The sequence below is a fragment of the Subtercola boreus genome (assembly GCF_003399645.1).
Taxonomy (GTDB): domain Bacteria; phylum Actinomycetota; class Actinomycetes; order Actinomycetales; family Microbacteriaceae; genus Subtercola; species Subtercola boreus_A.
This window is the reverse complement of sequence record NZ_NBXD01000006.1, coordinates 1-17,622: the sequence shown is the minus strand read 5'-3', so window position 1 is coordinate 17,622 and position 17,622 is coordinate 1. Positions and strand designations below refer to the sequence as shown.

Here is a 17,622-nt window from a genome sequence, read left to right as displayed (position 1 = left end):
CCGAAGGCGCATCGTTTTATCCATGCTCGTCTTCGGTATCAAAGACAGCCCGCAGTGGGTGCTCCCGGTCATCACCGCCTCGGTGATCGACATTGTTGTGACGCACGGTTCTCCCCAGCAGCTGTTGTGGCTCCTGGGAGCCGCGCTGATCATCCTTATTCAGAACTTTCCCACCAACATAGTTTTCGTGACCCTGTACATGGGCAGCGTGCGCCAGCTCGCTGTGGATATCCGCAACCGTTTAACCCACCAACTCCAGGAGCTCACGATTGGGTATCACTCCCGGGCGAGTTCCTCGATCATCCAGACCAAAATCATCCGTGATGTGGAGAACATCGAACTGATGATGCAGCAGACCGCCCAAACCGGATTCTCTGCCTTCTTCGTCCTCGCCGGGGCGATCGTTGTCACTGCACTCCGGGTACCTGCTTTCGTGCCAGTCTTCTTCATCGCGGTTCCGGTCGCCGCACTCCTGGTGAGAGGGCTTCGGCGCAGGTCGAACGCCCGCAACGAACAGTTTCGTCACACGATCGAGCACCTCTCTGCGCGGGTGGGGGAGATGTCGACACTGATGCCCATCACTCGGGCCCACGGTCTCGAAACCGACGCAGCTGAACGCGTCGGTCGAAGTGCAGAAGGAGTGCGCGACGCCGGCCTCAAACTCGACCGGCTCAACGGCTCCTTCGGCGCTCTGAGCTGGATCTCCTACCAATCCCTCGGCGTGCTCTGCCTCACGGGTGCCGCTTTGGCCTCCCTCACCGGATTCATCGCGATCACCCCCGGGGAGGTCGTCCTGCTCAGCACCTACTTCACAATCCTCACCGGAAGCATCGTCGCGCTGCTCTCTCTGGCCCCGGTCATCACTCGGGGTATCGAGTCGGTGAAGTCGATCTGTGAGGTGCTTGAAGAGCCAGACATCGAATTGAACAACGGCAAAGCAGTCGTGAAGACCCTAGACGGCGATGTGCGTCTTGAAAACGTGGGCTTTGAGCACTCAGACGGCGTTCGGCCGGTACTCTGCGGCATCGACCTCCACATCCGCCGCGGTGAAACAATCGCGTTCGTCGGCCCGTCGGGGTCTGGTAAGTCCACGCTGCTCAATCTGGTTCTGGGATTTCTGCGGCCGACTGAAGGCCGTATTCTTTTCGACGGCCGGGATATGGCAGAACTCGACATGCGCACCCTGCGGGCCTTCGTCGCGGTTGTTCCCCAAGAGTCTGTGCTCTTCGAGGGCACCGTTCACGAAAACATCACGCACGGGTTGGTGGGCGCCAGCGACGACGAGGTGCGCCAGGCTCTCGCAGATGCCAACGCGACAGAAGTCGTCGCTGAGATGGCCGACGGCTGGGATACCATCATCGGCGAACGAGGATCACGACTCTCGGGCGGTCAACGGCAACGGTTCGCGATCGCCCGTGCACTCATCCGCGACCCACGAATCCTGCTGCTCGATGAGGCCACCTCCGCTCTGGACAGCGAATCCGAGCTACTCGTCCGTCAAGCCCTCCAGCGACTCATCGGCGGACGCACCACCCTGATTGTTGCCCACAGGCTTTCTACGATCGCATCAGCAGATCGCATAGTCGTACTCGATCAGGGTCGCATCGCGGAGGTCGGTTCGCACAATGAGCTACTGGCCCGGAACGGTCGCTACCGAGAACTCGTGAAGGCCCAGACATCTTGACCCAAACAGACGAACTCGTTCTCTCAATCGATTGCGGCGGTACGAAAGTGGAGGCTGCACTCGTCGACGCCGAGGGTCGGGTGCTTGAGGCCAGTCGCTACCGGCAGCCGACTGGCCCTCAACGCACTGCAGAGGCATTGGCGCTGCAAGTCCGATCAGTTGTGCAAGATTCTCTGGCGTCGATGCCGGGAGATTCGAAACTGCGCGGAATCGGCGTCGGGAGTGCGGGGCCGATCAACCTCAAGCGCGGGTCGGTGTCACCTGTCAATTTAGCTGTCTGGCAGGACTTCGATATCCGTTCCCTCGTTGAGGCCGCGGCAGCGGAGATGGGATACGAATCCAATGCGGTGATCAGGCTCGATGGGCTATGTATCGCTCTTGCCGAGCATTGGGTCGGAGCGGCCATGGGACGGGACACAGTTCTCGGAATGATTGTTTTAACCGGAATAGGCGGCGGAATCATCACCGGAGGTCGAATGACGCTCGGCGCAACTGGCAATGCTGGACATATCGGCCAGATTGAAGTCGCTGGATATACCGCGCCAACTGGCGGATGCACACTAGAGGAAATCGCGTCGGGGCCAAGCACGGTCAGGTGGGCTCGTACGCTCGGATGGAACGGCAGAACTGGTGAAGATCTCGCTATCTCCTACGCGGAAGGCGAAACCGTAGCAGTGCGTGCTGTTCAACGAAGCGCATCAGCCATTGGGCGTGCGCTGGCCTCAGTGAGCACGCTCCTTGACCTTGAGATGGTAGTCATCGGCGGAGGATCCTCACGCGTCACCCCAGACCTCTTTGCGCTTATTCGACAGAGCGTGCTTCGTCACGCACCACTTGACTACGTGCAAGACATGCAGATAATTCCGACAGGCCTTAACGAGGATGGGCCATTGATCGGTGCCGCGGCACTCGTATGGACTAATGCCGCCGAGGTCAAACCCAGATGATGATCTCAAGTGAACTAGGGCGTGTCTCCTAAATGGCTTAGCCCGGCGATGACGGTGTTGAGGGCGACGGCTGCCCGGTAGATGACGGCGAGTTTGTCGCACCGGGTTGCCAGGCTTCGCCCGTGCTTGAGCCGGCAGAAGCCTCGCTCGATCACGTTGCGGCTCTGGTAGTCGACTGGATCGTATGTGGACGCGGTGGCCTTGCTGGTCGCGGGGTTCGGGGATCACCGACACGATGTCTCGTGATCACAGGTGGGTTCGGATAGCGCGTGAGGAGTAGGCCTTATTGCCGCGAAGCTTCTCGGGTCGGGTTCTGGGCCGTCCGACGGAGCGCACAATTCTGAGGTCGTGAAGCAGTGGCAGGAGCCACGGCAACGCTTGTTCGTGGACGATTGCTTCTCATCAGTTGAAAAAGGTCCTGGCGCCGAATCGGAATGCCCGGCGGCCGCCTGGAACCAACATCACAGCGTCGGCCTGGTCGGGACGATTGACCGAGTTCGTCATCACTTCGACCGGTTCCATCGCGAACGACCCGCGTGGACGTGGAACGCTGTCTGCCGTGAACAGGTGGAGTAGTCCGCGATCTTGCCAGACGTCGATGGCGCGACCCGTGTCCGGATCGGAGATGGTCGAGTGGATTAGTCCGTCCGCTGCCGGAACAAGATCACTGAAGGCCATGTCAATGAACTGGGATCCAATGGGCCTCGCATTACGAAAGTCCCACTCACCCGATACCCTCTCGAAAGCGCGGTCGCCTTCTAGAGGGATGAGGTTTGAATCCGGAATAACGCGGGTTTCGGCGGGGACCGTCACGATCAGCTCGGAAATCGGGGCCGCGCCGATCGTAAAATAGGGGTGCCAGCCGGTTGCGAATGGTGCCGCGGTGTCCCCAAGATTGTGGCCGGTGACGACAAAGTCGATGCTACTCCGGGTGATCGTCAGATCGATTGTGACATCGACGAAGAACGGATACCCGGCGAACGCGCCAGACCGTAAGGCGCGGCAGGCGAGGTGAATGATCGCCGATACGTCGCTTACTTCGTTGCCCGTGATTGTGAAATCTTCGAGCCGTAGTAGGCCGTGCATGACCGTCTCGCCGACATGACGTCGATCCTCGGTGTGGAAGTCAATCGTTTGCCCTTCGAAGACGTACCGTCCTTTGTCGATGCGGTTACTGAACGGAATCATGATGGCGCTGCGCATCCCGGCTTGAGCCAGGAATTCGACCTCATCGGCGTAGCCGTCGATGAGGTCGACGTCATTGACCACCCATGAGATAACGGTGGCCCCGCGCATGGTCAGAACCACTCGGGTGGAGCCGTCCGTGACTGTTAATGATGGAAGGTTGTCGAAGTGGGTCTCAGTGATCGTGAATGACATAGGGTTCCTCTCGCGGGGGCTACCGCACCGCAGACTGCCAGGACGTGTAGTCACTCTCGATCTCCTCGGCCCAGATCTCGACGTCTATTTGAGAGGTTGAGTAGACCCCCTCGCTGAGCCGGGTCTTCGCGAAGTGGTCGCGGCGCTTTGTCTCAGCGCTCAGCCGGGCAGCCCTCTCCGCTAGGTGCGGCGGAATGAACAGGACACCGGAGGGTGTTCCCAGAACCACGTCACCTGGCATCGCCGTCGCGCCACCTATTCGCACGGGGATGTTCAGACCTGCGAGTGTGACGTTTCTAATGGGTGTTGGGTCGGTCCCGCGGTAGTAGACGTTGATGTTGGAGAGTTGGGATATCCCTTCAAGGTCGCGGATTCCACCGTGGATGACCGCCCCGGCCTTGGTGCGGCTGTCGATGGCAGTGCCGAGCTGATCGCCGATCACCGTGCCTTCGTAAATCTTTCCGAAGATGTCGACGACCATGACGTCACCCTCAACCAACGATTCAACGACAAGCCAGTTCTGGTTCTCCGATCGAGTAGGTCGACCTTCATCATTGGCGGTGGTCACCATGATGGTGTCCAGGTCGGGTCTACGCGGTAGGAACTGCGCGGTGACCGCACGGCCGACGAGGCGCTTGGCGGGATGAGTGATCAGCCAGCCGCCCTCAAATTGGTGTTCGTACCCTTCATCCCAAAGGACCGTCCAGATCGCCTCGGTCGTCGCGGTTCGCAGCTCTTCGAGTACATCGTCTGAGACTCGTGGTCGTCCGTCGTCGAAGCGTTCGCCCGTCCATTCTGAGGTCAGGGCGAGCATGGTGTCGGACGGCGGTTGGATGTGCATTGCGTGCCTTTCGGGGTGAGATGTGGTGGTGGCAGGGCTCCTAAATGGAGGGGAGCGTTTAGCGGTAGGCGGCGTGCTGGAGGCCGCGGAGGTATCCCACCGCGAAGAGACGCCCGAGTGTGGCGTACCCTGCTACCTGGTCCTCCTCACCGATTAGCGAGGGGACGTGATCCGCGCGCATTACACCGTCGAAATCGATGTCGCGGTACGCGTCGAAGCATGCAGCCATGTCGGTTGGCCCCGCATCGTGCCAGGTCTCGACGAATCGGTCGCGGGTGCCGTCAACATCGCGCATGTGGACAAAAGCGATTTTGCCCTGGTCCCCAAACCGGTGGATTGTAGTGGGCAGATCATCGGTCATGAGGCGGAAGTTTCCCTGGCAGAACGTGATGGCGTTGGCTGGACTTGAGCTCATTGTGAGGAGCCGGTCGAAGCCTTCGATGCTGCTCATGATCCGTCCGACACCGCGCACTGGCGTGCGGGGCGGGTCATCCGGGTGCATCGCCAGAGTCACACCCGCTTCTTCTGCCACGGGCAGGACCCGGTCGAGGAAATAGCTCAGGCTGCTCCACAGCTGCTCCTCGCTGAGAGGCCCGAATTCCGTTGGTGGCGCGTCGGCGACTAGGGCGAGGTCGAAGCCGCTCACGGTGGAACCTCCCCGGGACGGAACCGTCGTCGAGGTGCGAAGCCAGCTGAAGTCTGCCATCCACTGGTAGCACCACACCGGGATCTGAAGGCGACCCATGTTCTGGATCAGGGTGATGACCTGGTCAATTTCTTCGTCGCGGCCGGGCAGCCCGCGCTTGGTGAGATTTAACGGCGGGCGATCTTCGATCACGTCTAAGCCAAAGCCGAAGTCGTTGTACTGCTGCTTGAGGCGGACCATCGGCAGGAAATCCCAAGGCTTTTCTGTCTCATCGAGTCTGTCCTGTCCGTAAAACGTACCAACGGCGCGCGTAATCCCGGCCTGTCGCATTAACGGCCACAGGGGGGTGCCTGCCAGTTGCGGATGAAGCATCTCTGCGAGCTCGAGCATACGGTTGGTTCCTTCAGTTGTGTCGGACGGGTGTTCGGGTGAGTTGGGTGGCCGGCGAGAGTGCTTAGCCGTGGACTACGGACACTGCAGCGTGGAGGCGACTGCCGATTTCCTCAACGCACGGATCAACACGGAAGGCGGGCCCCGAGACGCTAATGCCACCGACAGGATCCCCGGTTTCGTTTAGGATCGCCGCCGCCAGCCTGGTGACGTCATCCCCGTTGCGGTAAACGGCGTAACCGCGCATCTGCGCTTCGGCCAGCGAGGTCCTGAGTTGCAGAGTGTCGACATCGGCAAGCGCGACCCCGGCGGAGATCGCCGATTCGCGCAGTGCCGTCGTGAGTGCATTGCCATTCATTTGTGAGAGCGCTGCGTGGCCGATAGCGGTGAGGTGCAGCGGCGAGGGAATGGTGGGTAGCTGAGTGCGTACTGCGAGAGGGGAGTCGAGGAAGTCGACGAAGACGATCTCACCCATGTCGATCGCCGCCACGTGCACGGCCTCTTGGAATTGCTCGTGTACCGATGCGGCAGCCTCTCTCGCGACATCCCGGAGATGTACAGCAGGAATGAAGTTGCGAGTGAGGAACAACAGTTTGGAGGTGAGCTGATAACGACGGTCACGGTCCTGGCGAACATAGCCAGCCGTGCGCAGCGCTGCCAGGATGCGCGAGACCGTGGACTTGTCCATTTCCAACGCAACGGCTACGTCTCCCACCGCGAGTGGTTCAGTGTGGCTGGCGATGAACTCGAGGATCGCCAATCCTTTCAGCATCGTCAAAGAAGACGAATTGTCCCGGGTTCGTACGCTTCCCGCACCCAGGTCGTCTTGTGGGGAAGTTGGCATTAGTCAGCCCTCTTTTCTTTGAGGAGATCGAGCATGTCGCCGTCGAACTCGTAGCCGTTCTGCCTATCTTTGCGTGTGCCTTCGCGACCGCTGTTGACGATGCCGAACGGGCCATCAAAATTCCAGAGAGCCCAGCCCCATCGCCGTACACGGAATACCTCCAGCATGTCGGACATCCACCGCAGAGCGGTGTCATTGGGGAGCCGGCGGTAGCAGCCCATCTCGCCGATGTGAACGCGGGACCCGCCCAGCTCGACCGCATCCCACTGATTGAAATGCTCGCGCAGGACATCCTTATCCCACCACTTTCCACGGATCTCGCCCGGATACTCGGGGCCTACGCCACCGGTAGCCTGCGCCCACCATTCGTCGCGTGCAGACGCGAGCCGGGCGCGAACGGTTTCGTCGGGCTCGAGCCCAGAGGCGATATCCCACCAATCCGCTCCGAAGTGACTCAGCCCGGTGGGCGCGTAGCCGCGCCCACTCTGCACGTCAGATACATCGGCAAGCTCAGGAATGGCGGTGTGGCCGCCGTCTATGCCGTCGATCACAATCGTACGATCCGGCGTAACATCACGAATTTCACCAGCGATTCTCCTGATGATGCTCTGATGGATATCTCGGGTAAAGCCGTTAGCGCCAACGCTGGGGAGTTCGTTGATCAGATCGAAACTGAGCACTTCGCTCGGTACATCACGGTATCGTTCGGCGAACCCGCGCCACATAGCGCACACAGCATCCTGCGCCACTTCATCGGTCCACAAATTGCGGCTCTCTAACTGGGCGCCATTGATGCAGTAGCCGGGCACGCGATGCAGGTTCAAAGAAAGATGAAGGCCCCGTGCGCGGCATTGCTCGACGTAACCGTCGATTAGTTGAAGCGGACCCTCGTCGCGGATCTCATAAGTCTCACTGGATGCCCAGAAGCGATAGTCAGCCGGAACCCGTACGAAATTAAATCCCCAGTCGGCGACTGCATCCAGAGCCTTCTCGTCTGCAGGAATCGGGCGCGGAGCCTCGAAGTCCTCCCGGAAAATCCATTGAAAGTTGAAGCCGTACCACGGCGCGCCCAGATCATTCACAAGATTTTTCACTGAAAAGTCCCCATTCGACATTGATACTAGGTCGTCTCACATACTACAACACCGTTGTGATAAATGCTACGAGTGTGTTAGCTTGGCTCCACACAGCGGCACATTCGCGCCGAGTCCGGGCGGCACCTCATACGAGTCGTCTCATACGAAGGGGTATGGAAGTACATGAAGAAGGTCCTAGCAATTGCAGCGGCACTGTCCGCGACAGCGCTCGTCTTGGCCGGCTGTAGCGCCACAGGCGGAGATTCCGGTTCCAAAACGCTCCAGGTGCTCACCTACGCCCAGGGTGATCAGGTGCCGATGTACAAAAAGTTCTTCGACCAGTGCTCAGCTGACACCGGATATACCTTCGAGCAACTCCAGGTGCCTGCCAACGATTTGCTCAACAAAGCGGTGCAGCTCACCGCCAGCGGCAGCGGTCCGGCTGTGATCCTTGCAGACAACCAGATGATTGCGGGGCTCGCGAACGCAAAAGCGCTCGCGCCCATCACCCTTGGTTCGTTGAGCGCGAGCGACTTCGTCGAAGGACCCCTGAAGTCCGGACAGTTCGACGGAAAACAATACGGTCTCCCCGTCGGCAACAACGGCGAAGTGATTGTCTACAACAAGAAGCTTCTCGCCGATGCCGGTCTCGCGGTCCCCACGTCGTGGGACACCCTCACCGCCGCTGCCAAAGCGCTCACTACAAGTGACCGCTACGGTTTCGGCCAGACCTTCCAGGGTGGTGAGACGTTGTCATGGAACTACTGGGCTCAGCTATGGTCGGCAGGCGGCTCGATCGCCAAGCTCGACTCACCCGCGGCGGTTGAATCCGCAACCTTCTGGGCCTCCTTCCTCAAAGACGGTACGGCTCCTCAGGCGTCCCTGCAGTGGCAGTCCGACAACCTCATCAGTGAGGTCGCCGCTGGGCGTCTTGCAATGGCGCAGGTCGGTACCTGGACGTTAAGCAAACTTCTCTCCGAGGCGAAGGATGCGGGCGTTGATATCGGCATCACGACCCAGGTCAGCAAGAGCGGCGACGCGCCCGTCGTGCCATTCGGCGGGGAGGTGATGGCTGCGGGTGCCAGTGCCACCGGTGACGCGCTAAAGGCCGTCAACGATTGCATCGTCTCGTGGTCCAGCGACACCGCGGGGCTCGCCGAGCGAGATGAGTTCCTCGGATACCTACCCTCGTATATCCCTGCTCAGGCCGCAGTGCTAAAGGCGACGCCTTACCTGCAGGTGCTCTCTGACCAGCTGGCCGACTCCCGCGGTCGCACGGAGGAGGTCGGGCCGAACTATCAGTCTCGAACGGTCGCCGTATCGACTGCACTCCAGCAGATCGCCACGGGGGCAGCGACTCCTGAGGAGGCCATGAAGACGGCCCAGACCTCCGCCGCCGCGGCCGACAAGTAGCAAACCGACCCGCGGGCGGGGCCGTCTGCGCCCTGCCCGCCCTACGGACCACGGACCACGGACCACGGACCACGGACAGAAACTTTTATGACTCACACTCTCGCGCCATCTCTCGGTACCCCATCAAAGGCCGCCGGGACTCGTCGGATGCGTCCGCGCCGATCGTCGTACCAGCGGCGTGCCGCTCTCATGCGGCTGTTGTTCATCGTGCCGGTGGCGGTGTTTCTCGCGTTGGTCTTTGGATACCCAATCGGATTCAACCTTTGGCTCACGTTTCAGTCTTTCGACCTCGTGTCGATGATTTCGGGGGTGTCGGAGTTTGTTGGTCTGGATAACATAACCGCTGTACTGGCTGACCCCAACTTCGCTAGTGCCGCCAGGAACACCGCGATCTTCACAGTCGCTTCGATTGCCATCCAGTTCGTCATCGGTATGGCCTTGGCCCTGTTCTTCTACAATGTTTTCCCACTGAGCAAGGCCATCAGGGCGCTTCTGGTGCTGCCCTGGCTGGTTCCCTCGATTGTCGCCACCACGGCCTGGAGATTCATCTTCAAAGATCCGAGCGGATTCGCCAACCAGCTACTTGGCGTGGTTGGAATCCCCCCGGTTCACTGGTTGACATCCTCGGACACCGCGCTCGTGTCGGTCATCATTATTAACATCTGGATCGGCATCGCCTTCAACCTCGTGCTACTGCATTCGGGATTGCAGAGCGTCCCAGTCGACCGCTACGAGGCCGCCCAGCTCGACGGCGCAGGCTATTGGCAGCGTTTCCGGCACGTTACCTTGCCGGCGCTCGGGCCGGTCATCGCTGTCCTTCTCGTGCTCGGCTTCGTCTACACGCTCAAGCAGTTCGATCTCATCTGGACACTCACCCAAGGCGGGCCAGGCAACTCCTCGCAGCTGCTTTCAACCTGGTCGTACACGCTCTCGTTCAATAGCAATGCTTTCGGACAAGGAGCTGCGGTCGCGGACTTCTTGTTCCTCGCGTCGGCAATCATCATCGTTGTGTACACGCTCGTACAGAGGAAGCAGAGCAATGCATAAGTTCTGGCGCCGCTCTCGCGGCTATGGCCTGACGCTGATCGGGATCGCGATCCTGTTGGTTCTGCTCTTCCCTTTGGTGTGGGTCGTTCTCTCGTCCTTCCAGCCGACGGCGGACTTCTATGCGCCGGTGGCGTCGCTGATCCCACAGACCTTCACCCTCGAGAATTACTCATCGATAAGTTCCCAGATCGGACCGCTACTCACTACGCTAGTCATCGCGATCTTCACAGCCGCGCTGTCGCTGGCCATAGGTATTCCCGCGGCCTACGCCCTCGCCGTATTCCGTTGGAGGTGGGTCGCAATTGCAATGTTCCTCATCCTCATCACCCAAGTAGTACCGGGTGTGATGGTGGCAACACCCCTCTTTCTGACCTTCTCTCGCCTAGGACTGCTGAATTCGATCGTCGGCTTGGTGATCGCGAACAGCGCTGCGGGAGTGCCGTTCACTATCCTGCTGCTGACAGCGTTCATGAGCGGCATCCCAGGATCGCTTCGCGAGGCTGCCCACCTCGACGGCGCCGGTGAGTGGCGCACTCTCTTCTCGGTAATTGTGCCAACTACACGCTCGGCCATAGTGGCCGCGGCCCTGTTCAGCTTCCTCTTCGCATGGGGCGACTTTCTTTGGGCGCTCACCCTGAATACGAACGGCACCATCACGCCACTATCGCTGAGCATCTTCCAATTCGTCGGCAACTTCCAGACCAACTGGGGCGGGATCATGGCGACATCAACGATCGCGCTGGTGCCCGCGATGATCCTCCTCGTAGGAGCGCAACGCTACATTTCCGTCGGTCTCACCGCCGGCGCCATCAAGGACTGACGAGACGGAGGCCAAGCCCATGAGGATAGCTGTCACCGGAGGAACAGGCACTGTCGGAGAAGTGACCGTCCGTGCCCTCGCACGGGCAGGGCACGAAGTACTCGTTCTTGATACCTCGCCGCCGAAACAGGATCTTTCTCCTGGCATTTCTTTCGTCAGGGCGGACGCGACTGACTATGGCGAGCTGCTCGCAGCTTGTGACGGCGCGGACTCCATCGTGCATCTTGCTGGAATATCAAAGCCGGCCGGAACACCACCTCAACTCGTGCACAACACGAATGTTGTCGCGAGCTACAACGCGCTTACCGTCGCCGCCGAACTCGGGATCAGTCGCCTCCTGATGGCGTCGAGCGTGAATGCGATCGGACTCACCTGGAGCCGAGATCCCGCCTTCGACTTCTTCCCTATTGACGAAGGTCACGCGACCAGGAATGAGGACCCTTACAGTCTCTCGAAGTGGGTTGGAGAAATTCAGGCGGATTCCATCGTGCGGCTGCATCCTGAGCTGAGCGTCGCCAGTCTGCGTCTTCACATGTTCATGGCCAGTCATCAGGAAGCCGCGGGCTGGTGTTTCGGCGAGTACGCCGATGATGCCCGCCGTGGCCTTTGGGGCTACACCACTCATCAGATGTGGGTCGATGCAGTTCTGGCGGCACTCACCGTCGATTTCGTCGGCCATGAAAGATTTTTCATCGTCGCCGACCGCAACGTGCTCCGCCTGCCGACTCGGGAACTCGCCTTTGAGCATTTTCCTCATGTTCCAGTGCGTAACTCGCTCACTGGCGATGAGGGCTTCTTCGATTGCGGGAACGCACGCGAACTTCTTGGCTGGTCCGGTCATGACTAGGCGCCCGCTTCCCCGGCCCTTCACTGACCTTCTTGTGCCCGTGGTCGTGATCGACAACGCAGCGCGCACGGCAGAGCTAGTCTCCGCTTTACTGGCGGGTGGAATCGGTTGCGCCGAAATCGCCTTGCGGACTCCGGGGGCGCTCCTGGCTATCGAATCCGCTGCTCGTATTCCCGGGTTCAGGATCGGCGCTGGAACCGTGCTGAGCGCAGAAGATGTGGATCGCGCAGTGGATGCTGGCGCGCAGTTCGTTGTGTCTCCTGGCCTTGATGACGAGGTGATCGAACGGTGTGCGCACCACGGCGTTCCGCTGGTGCCAGGAGTGGCGACGGCCACGGAAGTACAGCGAGCCCTCCGGTCCGGGCTCGAATATCTTAAGTTCTTCCCCGCAGAGGCATCGGGCGGCCGTGCCGCAATCGAACAGCTCGCCGGTCCATTTCCCTCGGTGCAGTTCTTGCCGAGCGGTGGTGTCTCGCGAGAGAACGTCGCAAGCTACGCATCTTCGGATGCCGTGTTCGCCGTGAGTGGTAGTTGGATGGCTAGCCGACGGATGATCGCAGACGGCGATTTCGAGACGATCGCCGAACTCAGCCGTGAGGCCACGAAGCTGGTGACCCAATTATCGCCCGCGTCCTGACCATCGGCGAGGGACTTGGGATCGTACGTGCTCGCGGCATCGGCACCCTCGATACGGTGTCCGACATGGTTTTGAGTACCGGAGGAGCCGAAGTAAACGTCGCGATCGGCCTCGCTCGATTGGGCACAGCCGTCACCTGGATCGGACGGGTCGGAAACGATGCGGTCGGCCGTCGCGTGGTCCGCGAGCTCCGCGCGGAGGGCGTCGACGTGATCGCTCCGATCGACCCTGCCGGAGCGACCGGAGTGCTCCTGAAATCGACGCCCGCGCCCGGTCGCACGGACGTAGTGAATCTACGTGTCGGGAGCGCGGGTAGTCGCCTCGAGATGGCCGACCTCGATGCTGTAAATATCAGAGACTATGGCGTGCTCCACGTCACCGGTATCACCCCGGCGCTCTCCCGATCCGCAGCCGCAGCCGTCACCGAACTGATGGCGCGTGCGCGCCGGGCCGACGTGCTCGTGTCCGTTGACGTCAACCATCGTTCTCGTCTTTGGAGCGATTCCGCTGAGGCGGTCACCTCGCATTTGGCACTGACGGCCGGTGCGGACATTCTCTTCGCCGGTGATGACGAGGCGCGGCTTTTAGTCGGCGGTACAGGCACCCCCGAAGAACTCGCCGCAGCGCTTCAGTTGAGAGGGCCATCCCAGGTTGTGATCAAACTTGGCGCTCTCGGCGCGATCGCGCTTGAGAACGGCGTCGTGCGCCGGTGCGCCGCCCAACCGGTGGAGGTCGTTGATACCGTCGGGGCGGGCGACGCCTTTGTCGCAGGATATTTGGCCGAGGTTTTACGAGGTGAAGCCGTCCAACAACGACTCCGTGTGGCAACCATTGCCGGCGCTGCCGCGTGTTCCAACCCCGGCGATTGGGAGGGAGCCCCCTCCTGGGCTGAGCTTGAGCGCGTCCACGCCGACCCGGTCAACCGATAAGAAGACATGAGAATCGGCGAACTGCAAGTAGCCATCCGCGTGGAGGCTGAAATCGGTGAAGGCCCCGTCTTTGACTCACGAACCGGCCAAATGTGCTGGGTGGATCTAGCCAACGGATACCACTTTCAAAGCGATCTAGCCCGCGGGGTCGAACGCCGGTGGAGTCTGGGGACGGTTCTTGGCGCCGCCGCACCACGGGCTAACCAGCCAGGTTTTGCGGTTGCTGTTGCCGAAGGATTCGGACTCGTCGTCGACGGCGTACTCGACGTCGTCGATCCCGTGCTTCCTGCCTCCAACACCCGCATGAATGATGCGAAATGCGATCCGCTCGGACGAATGTGGGCCGGCAGCACCACACTCGACTTCGTGCCAGGTCGGGGCGCATTACACCGTTGGGACGGCGTGTCACCCAGCACACTCATGTACGAAAACCTCACCCTCCCGAACGGATTAGGTTGGAACGCTGAAGCCAACACGATGTATCTAGCTGACAGCAAAGCAGGCACGGTCATGAACGCAAATTTTGACCTAGAGCACGGGGAGATCGGCGAGTTCCGGCCCCTCGCTACCATTGACTCCGGCGTACCTGACGGCCTCGCTGTCGATATGGACGGATGCCTCTGGGTCGCAGCGTGGGGCGGGTCGGCCATCCACCGATTCGACCATGCTGGCCGCTTAATGCTCACAATAGATATGCCGGTCAGTCAACCTTCCAGCTGTGCCTTCGCCCCCGACGGCACACTCTATGTGACGTCGGCACGGGCAGGTCTCGACGCCGCGACTCTACGCGCAGAACCGCTGGCGGGGAGCGTGTTCCGAATCGCTACAGGCACCCGAGGTGTGCCTGTAGCCGCATTCGGAGCCTGACCGCCAAATCAACCCTCCAACGAGCCCTGCCGAGTCGCCGGGATACACTTCGTCACATGAATCCCTCAGTCTCGTATCCCTAGAGATGCGAGACGTCTCTTCGGCCGCATAGTCGTTCTTCTTATATAGGTCTGGTTCCGCGAGGTTACAGGACTCCGATGAAACGACCAGATTGTCACATCTATGTCTCGTGACTTCGATACAGAATTTCTGCAGTCATGCATGGTTGTGAGACGGGTGGGGAGTGTGTGCCGAGTCGGCTAATTGGGTATGCGCGGGTAGTGACGAAGAACCAGCACACGGGCCGGAAGGGAAAAGATCTTCATTGCGGCTGGGGTCCGCCGGGATGACCTGCACATCGATCGCGGGGAGAGCGGGGCGCGGGCAAGCCGGCCGGAGTTTGACCGGGCGTTGGATGCTCTTTACGACGGTGACAGTTTTGTTGGGACCACTCTTGACCGGTTAGGGAGGTCAATACAAGACATGCGCGCCTTACTGAACGAACTCCGGGGGAGAGGCGCAAGTCTTCGGGTGCCGCGGTAGATCTGCCGGCATAGGGATCGCCAAAAACCAGGGACTTCTCTTGAAGTTTTTGAGGACCGCTCGTGCGAGGATCGAGAGGTTAATCTGAAGGCGAACACTGGGGGCCTGGCATGAATGCAAACGCGATCGAATCAACCGATGACGAACGCGAAGAAGTAGATCGGGATCGGGAGGAACTTCGTGGTTTTATTAAGTCCCTCGACCCGAGCGATATCGCCTCGGGGAACTGGTTCACGAAGCTCCTGGGTCACGCTCTGGACGCTTACACGGCCAAGGTAGACGCAGCCTGGTTCAAAGCAAAGTATCCGGGGGTGCCGGCTGATGCGATTGTTGATCAGCGGATCAAGATCGCTGCGCGTTACGCAGCGATCGAGGGTGGCCTCTCTGCCAGCGCTTATAGCGCCGCGGCTATGACTTCGTTGGTGGCGGCGCCGGTCATGATTCCCGCTGCGGCTGTCACCTTGCTCGTGGACGTCGCTTACACCGCACGGCTGCAAATGCTCCTCGCCTACGACATCGCAGTGCTTTATAGGGTTCCCCTGAATCTTGATGACCCGGATGACCTCTTCAAACTCCTTCGCGTCGCTTTCACGATCAAAACCACCCAAGCTGCGAGCGAGGGACTCCTGAAAGCTGTCCCGGCAATCGTCAAACCCATGGTTAGAGCCTTCTATAAGGGGGCGACGATCGAGGCGGGCAAAGCCCTCCCCGTAATTGGTAAGTATCTTTTGCAGCGAAATGTCATTAAAGTCGGCATTCCCCTTGTCGGGGTGCCACTGTCTGTGGGGATCAATTTCTACACAACCTTGCTTGCGGGGAGACACGCCAGAGCCGTCTTCCGGAACGACGCACGAGTCACCGAGGTCGCAGACCGGCTCTCGACTCGCACTGAGCATCCTCAATCGCTGCTTTGGGTCGCGTGGATGCTGATCATGGCCGATGGCAAGGTGACGGACGACGAGGCACTGCTTATGAAGCAGCTCACCAAACTCGCTAACGAGAAACATGGCGTCACCGAAGACGACCTCGAACGGGTCATTGACATCGACATGGACGAGATCTGGCAACGGCTCGGAGACGAGAACGGTGACCTCGCCGACCTCATCGACGTCGCCCAAAAAACCGCTGAGATCGACGGTGACGTCAACAAGTTCGAGAGCGCAGTTATCACCGAACTCCGCAACCGGTTCGCGGAATCGACAGCGTAGTAGATTCCCTCCGCGAACTGCTGAGAAAAAATGAGAATGCTGGTACTGCTTTCGCTACGCAGCCGCTCCAAGACTGAACAACAACCGTGTCGGTGGGGTGCAACAGCGTGTACCGGGCTGGGACAGCATTCAAGCCTCTGGTCGGCACAGCATTTGGGGGTGTGATGTTAAGGGATTCAACCGACGACTATGCGAGTCTGATTTTTGACCGCTATCAAGTCGATGACATCGAAAGTGTCGCGCCTCTTTTGCGTGATCGCGGTCCGGTCATCTACATTCTCGAATTCAAGAACGGTGACCGGTACGTCGGCCAGGCAATCAACGTTGTGAGGCGTTTTGCCCAGCACCGTCACGGAGGCACCCACCACTCACCTTGGGAAGACATTGTCGCGGTTCAGGTTGTAGACGTTCGCGCCAACCAACTCTCCGATGCGGAACGAGCCATCATCGACCGGGAACGCCGCACCGGCCATCACATTCGTAACCGGGTCTACAACATCGACAACGACCTACCAAGCGCGCTCGACGCAGAAATCCCGGTGCGAGAGCAACAACATTGGGCAACAGGCCATGGCTCTTTTGACCACGTGTCATTCATTCAAGCGGCCGATCGATCATCGTCCGAAACCCCGACCAGGCTGGCCGCGAGCCGAAAGAGTAAAGCGACCATCTTTGATGGTCGAACGGTGGCTGATGCGGTTCTTGATGACCTCGCCGTCGCTATTGCGAACGTCATCCCGAACGCTCTGCAGCTGGAAGGTGACTACTGGACACTGTCCGATTTCCCTTCCACATCGGGAGGTCGGTACGCAACCTTGAATGTTGGCTATCTCGAGCTGTTGTACTTCCCGCGGTACCCCCTTGAGATGGTGCTCGAGGACCGAGTCGCCGTTGTCGAGCATGCAGCGGTGCTGAGCCTCCCGGTCGGAACCATGGGATAGGCGGACGGTGAACCGGACGACGGTTACGCGTTTGAATGGCCCACGGGGGAGTGCCTGTCGTGGCTAGACGTTTCACGATCAGGAGCCCGCGCCATCGGTACCCGCACAGACCAGATAGTGATGCCCATCGGAACCCTCAGCGCAGACTTCGAAGCTGTCGACCTTCTCGAACCAATGCGAGAACTTGCCCTCAAACTCATGCGTCGATCATCCGCACGCCTCTACGCAAAATCCCAATCGCCAGAATTGGCCCGTCTGGCCTACGGGCGTATCGCCAGCACAGACGCAACAACTCCGCAGCGTCTGTAGACGTGCAACATTCCGTGCCCGGGAAAGCTCAAGCCGCGCCGACTGACCAACACAGCACTCCAATGCCGAAACGGTAGCGCTTCCTTGATCATCTGACGAGACGGATGGCGTCGGTCGTCGAGGCACTGACGGCGCTCAGCGAATTTCCCCAGTCCTGCTCGTTGAAACTCCCCAGGTCGCGGGGTTAGGTTAGCGCAGGTTTGTGCCGGTGGTGATGCGGCGTAGTTCGTCGGATGCTGCGGTGTGGTTGCGG

The 17,622-nt window shown here is 60.0% G+C and carries 17 protein-coding genes and 1 pseudogene; 12 read left to right on the top strand and 6 right to left on the bottom strand.

What is annotated here, in order from left to right; translation table 11 throughout:
• Positions 1 to 22 precede the first annotated feature (22 nt).
• Together B7R24_RS02255 and B7R24_RS02250 are read left to right on the top strand one after the other, a co-directional pair.
• Positions 23 to 1,684: an ABC transporter ATP-binding protein gene (locus B7R24_RS02255; RefSeq protein ID WP_116417372.1), complete on the top strand. Its 1,662-nt coding sequence runs from the start codon at positions 23 to 25 to the stop codon at positions 1,682 to 1,684.
• Positions 1,681 to 2,631, top strand: coding sequence for an ROK family protein (locus B7R24_RS02250; RefSeq protein WP_253259232.1), 951 nt, complete (start codon positions 1,681 to 1,683; stop codon positions 2,629 to 2,631). The genes B7R24_RS02255 and B7R24_RS02250 overlap by 4 nt, the downstream gene beginning before the upstream one ends.
• A 14-nt stretch (positions 2,632 to 2,645) precedes the next feature.
• Here B7R24_RS02250 and B7R24_RS17940 read toward each other — a convergent pair.
• The 6 genes and pseudogenes from B7R24_RS17940 to B7R24_RS02220 form a co-directional block, all read right to left on the bottom strand.
• Positions 2,646 to 3,003 (bottom strand): annotated as a pseudogene (locus tag B7R24_RS17940) (transposase); the annotation flags it as partial.
• Positions 3,004 to 3,033: 30 nt separating this feature from the next.
• Entirely contained in the window at positions 3,034 to 4,011 is a 978-nt protein-coding gene (locus B7R24_RS02240) for an aldose 1-epimerase (RefSeq protein ID WP_116417369.1), read from the bottom strand.
• Positions 4,012 to 4,030: 19 nt separating this feature from the next.
• Positions 4,031 to 4,852, bottom strand: coding sequence for an RraA family protein (locus B7R24_RS02235; RefSeq protein ID WP_116417368.1), 822 nt, complete (start codon positions 4,850 to 4,852; stop codon positions 4,031 to 4,033).
• 58 nt (positions 4,853 to 4,910) lie between these two features.
• Entirely contained in the window at positions 4,911 to 5,888 is a 978-nt protein-coding gene (locus tag B7R24_RS02230) for a mannonate dehydratase (RefSeq protein WP_116417367.1), read from the bottom strand.
• 64 nt (positions 5,889 to 5,952) lie between these two features.
• Positions 5,953 to 6,732 (bottom strand): IclR family transcriptional regulator, encoded by a 780-nt coding sequence (locus B7R24_RS02225; RefSeq protein ID WP_116417366.1) that lies wholly within the window; start codon positions 6,730 to 6,732, stop codon positions 5,953 to 5,955.
• Complete coding sequence (locus B7R24_RS02220) at positions 6,732 to 7,814, bottom strand: glycoside hydrolase family 5 protein (RefSeq protein WP_216364022.1); 1,083 nt, start codon at positions 7,812 to 7,814, stop codon at positions 6,732 to 6,734. Before B7R24_RS02220 ends, B7R24_RS02225 begins: the two co-directional genes overlap by 1 nt.
• Before the next feature lie 279 nt (positions 7,815 to 8,093).
• Between B7R24_RS02220 and B7R24_RS02215 the strand changes: the two genes are divergently transcribed.
• The 10 genes from B7R24_RS02215 (at position 8,094) to B7R24_RS02170 (ending at position 17,060) form a co-directional block, all read left to right on the top strand.
• On the top strand, positions 8,094 to 9,221 hold the full coding sequence (locus B7R24_RS02215; RefSeq protein WP_172582674.1) for an extracellular solute-binding protein: 1,128 nt from the start codon (positions 8,094 to 8,096) through the stop codon (positions 9,219 to 9,221).
• A gap of 147 nt (positions 9,222 to 9,368) precedes the next feature.
• On the top strand, positions 9,369 to 10,268 hold the full coding sequence (locus tag B7R24_RS02210; protein WP_172582673.1) for a carbohydrate ABC transporter permease: 900 nt from the start codon (positions 9,369 to 9,371) through the stop codon (positions 10,266 to 10,268).
• Positions 10,261 to 11,088 (top strand): carbohydrate ABC transporter permease, encoded by an 828-nt coding sequence (locus tag B7R24_RS02205; protein ID WP_172582672.1) that lies wholly within the window; start codon positions 10,261 to 10,263, stop codon positions 11,086 to 11,088. Before B7R24_RS02210 ends, B7R24_RS02205 begins: the two co-directional genes overlap by 8 nt.
• A 19-nt stretch (positions 11,089 to 11,107) precedes the next feature.
• Complete coding sequence (locus B7R24_RS02200; protein WP_116417361.1) at positions 11,108 to 11,935, top strand: NAD-dependent epimerase/dehydratase family protein; 828 nt, start codon at positions 11,108 to 11,110, stop codon at positions 11,933 to 11,935.
• 40 nt (positions 11,936 to 11,975) lie between these two features.
• Positions 11,976 to 12,572 carry a bifunctional 4-hydroxy-2-oxoglutarate aldolase/2-dehydro-3-deoxy-phosphogluconate aldolase gene (locus B7R24_RS02195; protein WP_253259231.1) on the top strand — a complete coding sequence of 199 codons (597 nt, stop codon included), beginning with the start codon at positions 11,976 to 11,978 and terminating at the stop codon, positions 12,570 to 12,572.
• Positions 12,554 to 13,501, top strand: a complete 948-nt coding sequence (locus tag B7R24_RS02190) for a sugar kinase (protein ID WP_367302602.1) — start codon at positions 12,554 to 12,556, stop codon at positions 13,499 to 13,501. Before B7R24_RS02195 ends, B7R24_RS02190 begins: the two co-directional genes overlap by 19 nt.
• Positions 13,502 to 13,507: 6 nt before the next feature.
• Entirely contained in the window at positions 13,508 to 14,368 is an 861-nt protein-coding gene (locus B7R24_RS02185) for an SMP-30/gluconolactonase/LRE family protein (RefSeq protein ID WP_116417359.1), read from the top strand.
• Between the two features lie 318 nt (positions 14,369 to 14,686).
• Positions 14,687 to 14,911, top strand: coding sequence for a recombinase family protein (locus tag B7R24_RS02180; protein WP_367302601.1), 225 nt, complete (start codon positions 14,687 to 14,689; stop codon positions 14,909 to 14,911).
• A 110-nt stretch (positions 14,912 to 15,021) separates the two neighbouring features.
• The gene (locus B7R24_RS02175; protein WP_116417358.1) at positions 15,022 to 16,119 is read left to right on the top strand and encodes a hypothetical protein; all 1,098 of its coding nucleotides are present in this window, start codon (positions 15,022 to 15,024) and stop codon (positions 16,117 to 16,119) included.
• A 164-nt stretch (positions 16,120 to 16,283) separates the two neighbouring features.
• Positions 16,284 to 17,060: a GIY-YIG nuclease family protein gene (locus tag B7R24_RS02170; RefSeq protein WP_116429905.1), complete on the top strand. Its 777-nt coding sequence runs from the start codon at positions 16,284 to 16,286 to the stop codon at positions 17,058 to 17,060.
• Positions 17,061 to 17,622 lie beyond the last annotated feature (562 nt).

What these genes read in the sequence shown, in the direction of transcription:
- B7R24_RS02255 (WP_116417372.1), top strand. Translation starts at nt 23, where the DNA reads ATGCTCGTCTTCGGTATCAAAGACAGCCCGCAGTGGGTGCTCCCGGTC.
- B7R24_RS02240 (WP_116417369.1), bottom strand. Translation starts at nt 4,011, where the DNA reads ATGTCATTCACGATCACTGAGACCCACTTCGACAACCTTCCATCATTA.
- B7R24_RS02235 (WP_116417368.1), bottom strand. Translation starts at nt 4,852, where the DNA reads ATGCACATCCAACCGCCGTCCGACACCATGCTCGCCCTGACCTCAGAA.
- B7R24_RS02230 (WP_116417367.1), bottom strand. Translation starts at nt 5,888, where the DNA reads ATGCTCGAGCTCGCAGAGATGCTTCATCCGCAACTGGCAGGCACCCCC.
- B7R24_RS02225 (WP_116417366.1), bottom strand. Translation starts at nt 6,732, where the DNA reads ATGCCAACTTCCCCACAAGACGACCTGGGTGCGGGAAGCGTACGAACC.
- B7R24_RS02210 (WP_172582673.1), top strand. Translation starts at nt 9,369, where the DNA reads ATGCGTCCGCGCCGATCGTCGTACCAGCGGCGTGCCGCTCTCATGCGG.
- B7R24_RS02205 (WP_172582672.1), top strand. Translation starts at nt 10,261, where the DNA reads ATGCATAAGTTCTGGCGCCGCTCTCGCGGCTATGGCCTGACGCTGATC.
- B7R24_RS02200 (WP_116417361.1), top strand. Translation starts at nt 11,108, where the DNA reads ATGAGGATAGCTGTCACCGGAGGAACAGGCACTGTCGGAGAAGTGACC.
- B7R24_RS02185 (WP_116417359.1), top strand. Translation starts at nt 13,508, where the DNA reads ATGAGAATCGGCGAACTGCAAGTAGCCATCCGCGTGGAGGCTGAAATC.
- B7R24_RS02175 (WP_116417358.1), top strand. Translation starts at nt 15,022, where the DNA reads ATGAATGCAAACGCGATCGAATCAACCGATGACGAACGCGAAGAAGTA.
- B7R24_RS02170 (WP_116429905.1), top strand. Translation starts at nt 16,284, where the DNA reads ATGTTAAGGGATTCAACCGACGACTATGCGAGTCTGATTTTTGACCGC.